The sequence below is a fragment of the Rhizobium sp. H4 genome, from assembly GCF_003013335.1.
In the GTDB taxonomy this organism is placed as follows: Bacteria; Pseudomonadota; Alphaproteobacteria; order Rhizobiales; family Rhizobiaceae; genus Rhizobium; species Rhizobium sophoriradicis.
In genome coordinates this window covers 30,607-42,895 of sequence record NZ_PSOW01000030.1, presented here as the reverse complement: position 1 = coordinate 42,895, position 12,289 = coordinate 30,607, and the positions used below count along the sequence as shown (strand labels likewise).

Sequence of the window (12,289 nt, the reverse complement as noted above, 5' to 3'; positions counted from 1 at the left end):
GAACACAAACCAGCATCAGCCAATCCGCTTGAGTTTCTTTAGAGCGAGAGACTTCGTCGCCAGCAGCGCCGCCGCCCTCGTTCAGTGAGTGGGCTTATAGAACCAACCCCTTTTCCAAGTCAACAGCGCTTTTCGAAAAAAATCATTTTTCTTGCATGGCATTGTTTTTGCAGACGAAATTTCGACCTACGCTCAGATGCGATCGTTCCCCGGATTCCGACCGGCCTCACGGCGCAGGAGAAGTGAACATTCTTCGACTTTTCCCGGGAAAGAACGCCTCTTTCGTCTCCCGCGCCCCGACATGATCACAATCTGCTGGTCTTAAGAGACACATGATTCACACAGGCAAATGCGCGCAGACTGCCTTTCCGTGGCTGATTTGACTTCCATGCCCAAAATATGCACATCTTTCGCCCCAGCCAGGATGGCCAGGAAATGCTCCCAGAGACGCCAAATGTAAGGATGCGGACCCGACTGCCATGATGACGGAGAAAATGATGATCCGCTCGTTGGGCAACGAGCCTCCGCTTCTGGCCGACGGCAGGCGCGCGCCTGACAAGCGCGAGGTTTCCTTGCGCTGGCTCTCGGGCACGTTCCTCACCGGCATTACATCTTCCGTTCTGATGGGAGTGGCCCTGTTTGCCGCGCTTGATGGCCGCCAGCAGCTGGCGATCCCTGCCGAAGCCTATGCGAGTGCTGCCGCTGCAGCGCATGAGGATACGACCGTCGTCCGCGGTGGCCGGCTGATCGCGCCCGCCATCGCCGCAAAACCGTCAGACCGGGCGATCATGGAAGTGTCGACCGTCGTCCACGACGGCGAAAAGGAGGTCGTGCGCCGCCAGCCCTTCGCGCATGTGAAGATGACGCTGGCCGCCAACCATGTCGCGACAGAGGACTATCCCGACTTCGATCCCCTGGCGATCTTCTCCGCCGACGAGCCGCAGCCTGCCCCGCAAAGCCGCACCGGCGCGATTTATGGCTCCGACGTTGAATCCGAAGTCAGCCTGAAAACCATTGCCTTCCCGACCGGCAAGACCGGAATGAAGATGGCCTCCGGCCTGTCACTGGAGGAGGTCGAAGAGAATGTCCGCTCCAACGGTTCCGTGCTGACCGACGGCAACACGCAGCTCGCGGCGCTCTATTACGTCGACCCGCGTCGTTTCTCCAACGAGGATGCCGATGTCGATCTGACCGCCGGTCTCTCCGCCCGCGTGCTCGAGCAGAACATGACGGTCTCGGCACCGGAATCGATCACGCCGCAGACCGAAGAATTCGCCGACGACATCCTGCCGGTGCGCGTCGACGCACCAATCGCCAAGGCGCTGACAGATTCCGGTTATCCGCAGCAATATGCCGATGGCATTGCCGGCATCATCGCCGAGCAGTTGGGAGCCAGTGACCTCGAAAAAGGCGACGTGCTGCGCATCGGCATCATCCAGAAAGGTGAACAGGCAAAGATCATCCGGGCGAGCGTCTATCGCGGCACCCGCCATCTCGTCACGGTGGCCGTCGACGACAAGGGCAAATATGTGCCCGGTAGCGAGCCGCCGATGCTGGATGCCATCGCCACAGCTTTTGATGACAATTCCTTCGCCCCGCCGCCCGGCCAGAACCTGCCGCGCGTTTATGACGGCATCTTTCGCGCTGCCCTTTCCTACGGCATGACCAAGGATATGACCGCGCTGATCATCAAGCTGCTCGCCAGCAATGTCGATTTCCAGGCGCAGCTGCGACCGACGGATACGCTCGAGTCCTTCTTCTCCGTCGCCGACAGTGCCGGCCAGGCGACTGCGGATTCCGAACTTCTCTACGTCAACGCCCGTTTCGGCGATACGCAGACGCGCTTCTATCGCTTCCAGGATCCTGAGGACGGCACGGTCGATTATTTCGACGAGAACGGCAAGAGCATCCGCCAGTTCCTGCTGCGCAACCCGGTCCCGAACGGCATCTTCAAATCCGGCTTCGGCATGCGCCGGCACCCGATCCTCGGTTTTGCCCGCATGCATACCGGCGTCGATTGGGCGGCACCCCGCGGCACAGCAATCATCGCTGCTGGTAACGGCACGGTCGAGAAGGCCGGGTGGGATTCCGGCGGCTATGGCAACCAGACGATCATTCGCCATGCGAACGGTTATGAATCCTCCTACAATCACCAAAGCGCCATCGCCAAAGGCGTCGTGCCCGGCGCCAAGATCCGCCAGGGCCAGGTGATCGGCTGGGTTGGCACGACGGGCGAATCCACCGGCCCGCATCTGCATTACGAGCTGATCGTCAACGGCACCAAGGTCGACCCCCTGCGCATTCGCCTGCCAGGCGGCAAATCCTTGCAGGGCGAGGCACTGGCAAAGTTCGAGGATGAGCGCAAGCGCATCGATACGCTGTTGAACAACCAGACACCGGATCAGGTGGCGAGCAAGTAATCGCCGCCGCAGCCGGCAGGCTGATGAACTGCCGGGGCGTCTCGACCCACAAAAAATGGCGGCCAAGGCCGCCATTTCTCATTCCTCTGACAGCTCAGGCTATGCCGCTTCGCTGACCGTCTGCCGTGACCGGAACTGCAGCCGGTCCGACCCGTTTGTCACCTTCACCGTCGATCCATCCGGCACCTGGCCGGACAGAATCTGCTCGGCCAGCGGATCCTGCACGAATTTCTGGATCACCCGCTTCAGCGGCCTTGCGCCGTAGACCGGATCATACCCCTTGTTCGCCAGCCAGTGGCGGGCGTCCTCATCGAGATCGATGACGATCTTGCGCTCCGACAACAGGGCCACCAGCCGCTTCAGCTGGATATCGACAATCGCGCCCATTTCCTCACGCTTCAGGCGATGGAAGAGGATGATCTCGTCGATACGGTTCAGAAATTCCGGCCGGAAATGCCCGCGCACGACCTCCATCACCTGTTCGCGAACCGTGTCGCTGTCGTCACCATCCTTGAGCTGCGTCAGATATTCGGCGCCGAGGTTCGAGGTCATGATGATCATCGTGTTGCGGAAATCGACCGTCCGCCCCTGGCCGTCGGTCAGACGTCCGTCGTCCAGCACCTGCAGCAGGATGTTGAAGACGTCGGGATGCGCCTTCTCGATTTCATCGAACAGCACGACCTGATAAGGCCTGCGGCGCACCGCTTCCGTCAGCGCTCCACCTTCGTCATAACCGACATAGCCGGGAGGGGCGCCGATCAGCCGGGCAACGGAGTGTTTCTCCATATATTCCGACATGTCCATGCGCACCATCGCCGTTTCGTCGTCGAACAGGAAGCGGGCGAGCGCCTTGGTGAGCTCCGTCTTGCCGACGCCGGTCGGGCCGAGGAAGATGAACGAGCCGATCGGCCGGTTCGGATCCTGCAGGCCGGCGCGGGCGCGGCGGACCGCGCGCGACACGGCCTGAACCGCATCACCCTGGCCGATCACCGATTTCCCCAGCTCGTCTTCCATCCGAAGCAGCTTGTCGCGTTCGCCCTCCAGCATCTTGTCGACGGGGATGCCGGTCCAGCGGGAAACGACATGAGCGATGTTGTCGGGGATCACCACCTCCTGAACCATCGCGCCGCGCTCACCATCCTGCTTCTCGGCTTCGACGAGCTGCTTTTCAAGGTCCGGAATGACGCCATAGGTCAGCTCGCCGGCGCGCTGAAACTCACCCTTGCGTTGGGCAATCGCGAGTTCGTTGCGGGCATCGTCGAGCTGCTTCTTGAGATCGGCGGCAAGGCCGAGCTTCTGCTTTTCCGCCTGCCAGCGGGCTGTCAGCGCATCGGCTTCCTCTTCAAGACTGGTAAGTTCGGTCTCCAGCCGCTTCAGCCGATCGGCGGAAGCGACGTCGGTTTCCTTCTTCAGCGCCTCGCGCTCGATCTTCAGCTGGATGATGCGGCGGTCGAGCTCGTCGAGCTCCTCCGGCTTGGAATCCACCTGCATGCGCAGCCGCGCCGCCGCCTCATCCATCAGATCGATCGCCTTGTCGGGCAGGAAGCGGTCGGTGATATAGCGGTTGGACAGCGTCGCGGCGGCGACAAGTGCTGCATCGGCGATGCGCACCTTGTGATGCTGCTCGTATTTTTCCTTCAGGCCGCGCAGGATCGAGATCGTGTCTTCGACCGTCGGCTCGTCGACGACGACGGGCTGGAAGCGGCGGGCAAGCGCTGGATCCTTCTCGACATGTTTGCGATATTCGTCGAGCGTGGTCGCGCCGACGCAGTGCAGCTCGCCGCGGGCTAGCGCAGGCTTCAGCAGGTTGGAGGCATCCATCGCCCCGTCCGCCTTGCCAGCGCCGACCAGCGTGTGCATCTCGTCGATGAACAGGATGATCTCACCGTTCTCCGCCTGCACTTCGTTGAGCACGGCCTTTAGCCGCTCTTCGAATTCGCCGCGATACTTCGCGCCGGCAATCAGGGCGCCCATGTCGAGCGCCATCAGCTTCTTGTCCTTCAGCGATTCCGGTACGTCGCCGTTGACGATCCGCAGCGCCAAGCCTTCGACGATCGCCGTCTTACCGACGCCGGGCTCGCCGATCAGCACCGGGTTGTTCTTGGTGCGGCGGGACAGGACCTGGATGGTGCGGCGGATCTCGTCGTCGCGGCCGATGACCGGATCGAGCTTGCCCTCGCGAGCTTCGCCGGTCAGATCACGCGCGAATTTCTTCAGAGAATCGAAACCCTGCTCGGCGTTGGAAGAATCGGCCGTCCGGCCCTTGCGGATATCGTTAATGACTTGGTTCAGGCCCTGAGCCGTGACGCCGGCATTCTTCAGCGTCGCAAAGGTCGACGCCGAGGATTCGATCGCCAGCGCCTGCAGAAGGCGTTCCACCGTCACGAAGCTGTCGCCGGCCTTCTTCGCCGCCTCTTCGGCGGTCGAAAGCACCTTGGCAAGCGGCTGCGCCAGATAGATGTTGCCGTTGCCGCCTGAGATCTTTGGCATTTTGGCAAGGGCGGCGTCATTGGCAAGGCGGGCAGCCTTGGGATCGCCGCCGGCGCGCTCGATCAGCGACGCCGCCATGCCCTGATCATCGTCAAGCAGGACTTTCAGCACGTGCTCGGGCGAAAATTGCTGATGACCCTGCGCCAGCGCATAGGTCTGCGCCGACTGGATGAAGCCGCGCACCCGCTCCGAATATTTCTCGATATTCATATTCCACCTCCATGGATCGCCCTGCCCTTACGAGGCGCAGACCGATGATTGAGATCGACCCCCTGAAAAGGCAGGCCGCGCTTGCCCGTCTCTCGATTTGGGCAAAGCAGTTCGAGGAGAATATGGTAGCCTGTTCCAGGAGTTTAAAGAGCCCGTAAAATGAAATCCCCGGCACAGGGCCGGGGATTTTCAAGCAAATCCGGGCAGATGGTATGAACGTCCCGCCACCTCCCGAAGGAGAGGCGAAATCCTTCACTCCGATGTGGCGTCCGCCAGAACAGGCGCCTCGGCGGAAGCGCCCTCGCCTTCCGAGGCTGCGTCGCCTTCTGCGCCACGACGCGGGCGACGGGGACGATTGCCGGCGCTGCGGCGGCGGGGCTGGCGTTCGCGCGGCTGGCCGGCGGGACCTTCCTCGTCCATGGCGACCTCGGCAGGAATGCCTTCGATCTCCGGCTGCGGGCCGGTTCCATCGATGACCTCGGGCTGAGGTGCCGGAGCGGGAGCCGGCTGCGGCTGTGCCTGCGGCTGGTGCTGCCTGCTCTGCGGCGGCTGGACGACAACGACATCATCGCCGTCATTGTCGTTGTTATCAATATCGTCGCTGTCGCGATCCGCCCCGTCGCGGTCATTGTAGTCGCCACGATCGTCGCGTTGGAAACGCTCCTGCATCTGCGCCTGGGCGCTGGCGATGATCCGATTGTAATGTTCGGCGTGCTGAAGATAGTTCTCGGCCATCACGCGGTCGCCGGAGCTCTGGGCGTCACGGGCAAGTTGCGCGTATTTCTCGGCTATATGCTGGGCAGTACCGCGAATTTTCACGTCGGGGCCGGAGCTGTCATAGGTCCGGGTCAGCGGATTGCCGCCCTTGCGGTTGAAATTGTTGTTATTGTTATTTCCACCGCCGCCATTGTTATTGTTGTTACCACGCCCTCGACCGCGCTTGTTTTGCTGTCCTGGCCTCATAGATCGTTCACCTGAATTCTCTGTTTGTGATGGATACATGGCACCAACCGCCATGACCGGAAAACCGGGTCAGGACCTTTGTGCCGCGAGCATACTGCGCCTCTGCGCCGACCTGCCGCTTGGTTCTCAAGTCAGTTTGACTGATTCACGCGTTGGGTCGTGTTCAACCGTTGAAACTCTCGTTTAAAAGAGCGGACCCCCGAGGCAAACCAAGTACCGAACGAATCTCGTTCATTCCTCTCTGCCCAACACGTGTCCGCAACCTATATTGCTTCCCTAGGAAATCCAAGCCTTTTCTTCGCAATAACAATAATGTCCCGTCCGATGCCGCTATTGTCGCCTTTTACGCGAGCGCGAAAATGAGCGCCCTGTCGTTCTGACCATAATCTTTCACGGATTTGAGGCAGCTGAAGCCTTTCGCTTCGAAGATCGCCGTCACATCGTTTCGCTGATCGTAGCCGATTTCCAGTCCGAGAACCCCATCGGGCCTCATGAACCTTGCCGCATCCTTGGCTATGGCATGGTAGGCGTCAAGCCCATCCGGGCCGCCATCCAGAGCCGCAACCGGATCAAATTTCGTCACTTCGGGAGCGAGATCGTGAATGACATTGGAGGCAATATAGGGCGGATTTGAGACAATCGCGTGAAAGGAGCCCTGGATGTCCTCGAACCATCTCGACTGTACGGCCTGAAAGCGATCCTGCAATCCGTTTCTTTCCGCGTTTGATCTTGCCGTTCCAAGGGCATCCGCCGATATGTCGCTACCGATACCTGACGCCTCAGGACACTCGCTCAAAAGCGCAAGGCATATCGCCCCGGTCCCGGTTCCGATATCAAGAATATGGAGATGGCCGTGCACCTTTGCAAGGTCCTTGAGATAGGCAAGCACCGTATCGACGAGGATTTCCGTATCCGGGCGCGGCTCCAGCGTTTCTGCCGATAGCTGAAGCGGCAGACCGTAAAATTCCCGCTCGCCAAGAATGCGGTGCACCGGCTCATGGTCGAGCCGCCGTTCCATCGCCTTGGAAATCATCACGAGCTGGTCAGGAGAAAGTTTCTCGGCCGATCGCGTCAACAGTTCGGTCGACGACTGTTTCAAAAGGCCCGCGACCAGCAGCCGCGCATCGGTTGCCGGATCGACGATGCCTGCCTCCGTGAAGCGGCGGCGCGCTTCGGCAAGCATATCGCCGACCGTCGCGCTCATAGCTGCTCGCCGAGCTGCGCCAGCTGGCTTGCCTGATAATCGGCCATCAGCGCATCGACGACCTCCTCGATCTCACCCTCCATCATCCGGTCGAGCTTATAGAGCGTCAGATTGATGCGATGGTCCGTCACCCGCCCCTGCGGGAAATTATAGGTACGGATACGTTCCGAGCGATCGCCCGAGCCGACCTGGCTCTTGCGATCGGCGGAGCGTTCGCTGTCGGCCCGTTGCCGCTCGGCATCGTAGAGCCTGGAACGCAGCACCTGCATCGCCTTGGCGCGGTTCTGATGCTGCGATTTTTCCGAGCTGGTGACGACGATGCCGCTCGGCAGATGGGTGATGCGCACTGCCGAGTCCGTCGTATTGACGTGCTGGCCGCCGGCGCCGGAGGAGCGCATTGTGTCGATGCGGATATCTTCCGGCCGGATTTCGATGTCGATCTCCTCTGCCTCCGGCAGCACCGCCACCGTCGCGGCCGAGGTATGGATGCGCCCGCCCGCCTCGGTTTCCGGCACACGCTGCACGCGGTGTACGCCGGATTCGAATTTCAGCTTGGCAAAGACGCCGCGCCCGGTGATCGTCGCGATGATTTCCTTGTAGCCGCCGGCTTCTCCCTCGCTTGCCGAGAGCACCTCCACCTTCCAGCCCTTTTCCGAAGCGAAACGCTCATACATGCGAAAGAGATCGCCGGCGAAAAGGGCTGCTTCAGAGCCGCCGGTACCGGCGCGGATTTCCAGGATCGCGCTTTTTTCGTCCGCCGCATCCTTCGGCAGAAGGAGGATCTGCATTTCCTGCTCCAGCGCCTCGATCCGCTCCTTCACCTCGGGCAGCTCGAGTTCGGCAAGATCGCGCATCTCGCGATCCACCGATTTGTCCTCGAGCAGCGTGTCGAGGTCGGCAAGCTCGGCGACCGCCTTCTCATAGGCGCGGATCTTCGTGACGACAGGCTGCAGCTCGGAATATTCGGATGCGAGCTTGACGTAGACGTCGGCGGCCGGGCCTGCCGACATACGCGCTTCGATCTCGTCGAAACGGCGTTCCAGCTCGCGCATCTTTTCCACGGGAAGCTTCGCCACCCTTCACTCCGATTCTTCTTCGTATATGCCTAAAGGGGAATATTGTGGCTCTCGGCGAAGCGGGCAAGCACCTCGCGCATCGGCACCATGGCGGTGTTGTCGTCCAGCACTTCATCCATCGCCTTCGATAGCGCGCCGACATCGAGCCCGAGCAGCATCGCTTTCACTGGCCCGATTGAGGCCGGCGACATCGAAATCGAGCGGAAGCCTATGCCGAGCAGCGCCATTGCCGAAAGCGGCTTGCCGGCAAGTTCCCCGCACAGCGTTACCGGCGTCTTGTTCCGGTCCGCCCCACGCACGATGTCGCGCAGGATGCGCAAGAACGGCTTGCCCAGCGGATCGAAGCGGTCCGACACACGCGCATTGCCGCGGTCGACGGCCATCGCGAACTGGAACAGGTCATTCGAACCGACCGAAACGAAATCGACCGCCTCCATCAGCTCGTCGAGCTGCCAGAGCAGCGCCGGCACCTCTAGCATCGCACCGAATTGCAGCTTGCGCGGCAGCCCGTGGCCGAAGCGCGAGAGATGCTGCACTTCCTTCTGCAGGAGCTCGCGCACCATCCTCAGCTCGGAAACCTCGGTTACCATCGGCACCATCAGCTTCAGCTCAGTGTCGGCCGACGCCTTCAACAGGGCACGCAGCTGTGTGCGCAGCAGTCCCGGCCGGTCGAGCGACAGCCGGATGGCGCGCCAGCCGAGGGCCGGGTTTTCCTCCTCGTGGCCGCGGAAATAGGGTACGACCTTGTCGCCTCCAATATCGAGCGTGCGGAAGGTGACGACGCGGCCGGCCGCCTGTTTGATCACATTGCGGTAGAACTGCTCCTGCTCGTCCGCCTTCGGCATGGTGGAGGCGATCATGAATTGCAGCTCGGTGCGGAAGAGACCGATGCCCTCTGCACCCGATTCCGACAGCTGCGGCAGATCGACCAGCAGGCCGGCATTCATCATCAGCGAGATCCGCTTGCCGTCTTTGGTGACCGGCTCGATGGCGCGCAGGGCCCGGAACTGCTCCTGCCGTCTGGCGCGGAAGCGGACCTTTTCCTCATAGGAACGGCGATGATCGGCCATCGGCCGCAGATGCACATGCCCCTCGTCGGCATCGATGATCACGGCATCGCCGTTCTCGGCGAGCGCCACGACGCCCGCCGCCTGACCGATAACAGGAATGCCCATGGCACGCGCGACGATCACCACATGGCTCGTCACCGCCCCTTCCTCCAGCACCAGCCCGCGCACATTGGCTCTGGGATAATCGAGCAGTTCCGCCGCCCCCATGGCACGCGCCAGGATGACCGCGTCGCTGGGGAAACCTTCGGCCGTCGTCCGGCCGGTATAACCGGTCAACTGTCTGAGCAGGCGATTTGCCAGATCCTCGAAATCATGCATGCGCTCGCGCAGATAGGGGTCGGTCAAGCGCATCATCCGCGCTTTGGTGTCGCTCTGCACCTTCTCGACCGCCGCTTCCGCCGTCAGGCCGTTGCGGATCGCCTCCTCGAGCTTGCGTACCCAGCCCTGGTCATGGGCGAACATGCGGTAGGTTTCGAGCACCTCGCGATGTTCGCCTTCCATCGAGACGTCGCGACGCGACAGCATGTCGTCGATCGAGATCCTGAGCGAGCCCATGGCTTCCGCCAGCCGCCGGATCTCTTTCTCCGCATCCTCGTTCAAAAGGTTGGTGACGACAATGCGCGGCTCGTGCAGCACGACGTAGCCGAGGCCGATACCGTCATTATAGGTGTCGCCGTCGACGGTCACCGAGCGCGTCAGGTCGAGTTCGAGGCCCGGCTTGGTGATCTTCTTGAGCTCGCCGGTGGCGATCATTTCGGCAAGCACCATTGCCGTCGTCTCGAGCGCTTCCACCTCTTCTTCGCGATAGTTGCGGCTCGCCTTATTCTGCACGACGAGAACGCCGAGCGACCGCCCGGTCCTCAAGATCGGCACGCCAAGGAAGGAATGGTAGATTTCTTCACCCGTCTCCGGCAGGTAGCGGAACGCCGGGTGCGACTGCGCGTCGGAAAGGTTCAGCGGCTGGGCTGAGGCGGCGATCGTGCCGACGAGGCCCTGGCCCATCTTCAGCTGCGCCAGGTGCACGGCTTCGCGGTTGAGGCCTTCGGTCGCATAGAGTTCGAGCACGCCGTCGGCGCGCAGCACATAGACGGAGCAGACTTCCGCCACCATGTTGCCGGCGATCTGGCGGACGATCCGGTCAAGACGATCCTGCGGCTCCAGCGGCTCTGCCATCAACTCGCGCAGCCGCCTGAGCAGCACGCGCGGACCGCCGGAAAGGTCTCTCATGACGTCTCAAGCTCCCGAAACAACGCACTCTGTCCCGGCCGGCCTGCCTTCGTCTCCTCAACCTGAAGGAGCAGGCCGCCCGCTGGGAATCAATTCTTATCCAGACCGTAGCAGGAATGCAAAGTCCTGACAGCGAGTTCTGCATAGGGACCGTCGATCAGGATGGAAATCTTGATCTCGGAGGTGGTGATCGCCTTGATGTTGATGCCTTTTTCGGCAAGTGCACGAAACGCGGTCGCTGCCACGCCGGCATGGCTGCGCATGCCGATACCGATCACCGAGACTTTCACCAGCCCCGATTCGTTCTGCACGACGTCGTAGCCGATCTTCTCCTTATGGTCGCCGAGCACCTTGATCGCCTTCTCGACGTCGCCCGACGGTACGGTGAAGGTCATATCGGTCTTCGATCCGTCCTCGGAAATATTCTGGACGATCATGTCGACATTGATATGGGATTCGGCAAGCGGCCCGAAGATCGCGGCGGAGACGCCCGGCCGGTCGGCAAGACGGCGAAGCGAGATCTGAGCCTCATCCTTGGCATAGGCGATGCCGGTGACTACTTCCTGTTCCACGATTTCATCCTCGTCACAAATCAGCGTTCCGGGCGGGTTCAACAGATCGCCCATGCCCGGAGCATCGGGATCTTCGAAAGACGAGCGCACGAAGGTACGCACCTTGTGCACCATGGCAAGCTCGACCGAGCGCACCTGCAGCACCTTGGCGCCGAGCGAGGCCATCTCGAGCATTTCTTCGAAAGCGATCTTCTTCAACCTGCGCGCCTGCGGCACGATGCGCGGATCGGTCGTGTAGACGCCGTCGACATCGGTATAGATATCGCAGCGATCCGCTTTGACAGCGGCCGCGATGGCGACGGCCGAAGTATCCGATCCGCCGCGCCCGAGCGTCGCGATGCGGTTGTCGGGTCCCAATCCCTGGAAACCGGCAATGACGGCAACCTGCCCCTCGCCCATGCGCTTGATGATGTCGGAACCGTCGATCTCCAGGATGCGCGCCGCACCATGGGCATTGTCGGTGCGGATCGGGATCTGCCAACCCTGCCAGGAGCGCGCGTTGATATCCATCGCCTGCAGCGCGATGGCCAGCAGCCCCGAGGTCACCTGCTCGCCGGAGGCAACGACCGCATCATATTCCCGCGCATCGTAAAACGGGGAGTTGGCGCCGATCACCTTCGGCGTGCCCTGCACCCAACCGACCAGCTCATTGGTCTTGCCGGACATGGCCGAAACGACCACCGCCACCTCGTGGCCAGCCTCGACTTCACGTTTCACATGGCGGGCAACGTTCTTGATGCGGTCCAGGTCAGCGACGGACGTGCCGCCGAATTTCATTACGATGCGTGCCATATGCCTCTACCACGACTGGCGCCGGGCGAGCGGAAAACCGGACCCGGCATCACGAAAGCCCAGGGGTGACCGGTTGGCGAGAGAGCCGGGACCACGAATTCTGGAACCGCTCTAAAGCCCAGGCCCCCAAAGGCCCCAAGTTGCGGCGTCTCTTAGCGAGTTTGGCCGGGGGAGGCAAGCGCGCGCGATAAAAGCAGTTGCCGGGCTGCTCCACGCCTGCCAGGTCGCCTGCTTCGCGCCCCTTGACTTATGCCCGTGATCATCC

7 protein-coding genes are annotated in these 12,289 nt (G+C 61.7%); 1 reads left to right on the top strand and 6 read right to left on the bottom strand.

Annotated features, from left to right (window positions below):
- The first annotated feature begins 479 nt into the window (after positions 1 to 479).
- Positions 480 to 2,420, top strand: coding sequence for a M23 family metallopeptidase (locus C4N04_RS30445; protein WP_106797727.1), 1,941 nt, complete (start codon positions 480 to 482; stop codon positions 2,418 to 2,420).
- A gap of 99 nt (positions 2,421 to 2,519) precedes the next feature.
- Here the strand turns inward: C4N04_RS30445 and clpB are convergent, their stop codons facing one another.
- The 6 genes from clpB to C4N04_RS30415 form a co-directional block, all read right to left on the bottom strand.
- On the bottom strand, positions 2,520 to 5,120 hold the full coding sequence (gene clpB, locus C4N04_RS30440; protein ID WP_077991971.1) for an ATP-dependent chaperone ClpB: 2,601 nt from the start codon (positions 5,118 to 5,120) through the stop codon (positions 2,520 to 2,522).
- Between the two features lie 252 nt (positions 5,121 to 5,372).
- Positions 5,373 to 6,083, bottom strand: coding sequence for a DUF4167 domain-containing protein (locus C4N04_RS30435; RefSeq protein ID WP_106797726.1), 711 nt, complete (start codon positions 6,081 to 6,083; stop codon positions 5,373 to 5,375).
- A gap of 343 nt (positions 6,084 to 6,426) precedes the next feature.
- Complete coding sequence (gene prmC, locus C4N04_RS30430) at positions 6,427 to 7,287, bottom strand: peptide chain release factor N(5)-glutamine methyltransferase (protein ID WP_077991975.1); 861 nt, start codon at positions 7,285 to 7,287, stop codon at positions 6,427 to 6,429.
- Positions 7,284 to 8,363, bottom strand: a complete 1,080-nt coding sequence (prfA, locus tag C4N04_RS30425) for a peptide chain release factor 1 (protein WP_077991980.1) — start codon at positions 8,361 to 8,363, stop codon at positions 7,284 to 7,286. The genes prmC and prfA overlap by 4 nt, the downstream gene beginning before the upstream one ends.
- Positions 8,364 to 8,392: 29 nt before the next feature.
- Positions 8,393 to 10,660, bottom strand: coding sequence for a phosphoenolpyruvate--protein phosphotransferase (ptsP, locus tag C4N04_RS30420; protein ID WP_106797725.1), 2,268 nt, complete (start codon positions 10,658 to 10,660; stop codon positions 8,393 to 8,395).
- Between the two features lie 89 nt (positions 10,661 to 10,749).
- On the bottom strand, positions 10,750 to 12,024 hold the full coding sequence (locus tag C4N04_RS30415; protein WP_038691540.1) for an aspartate kinase: 1,275 nt from the start codon (positions 12,022 to 12,024) through the stop codon (positions 10,750 to 10,752).
- Positions 12,025 to 12,289 lie beyond the last annotated feature (265 nt).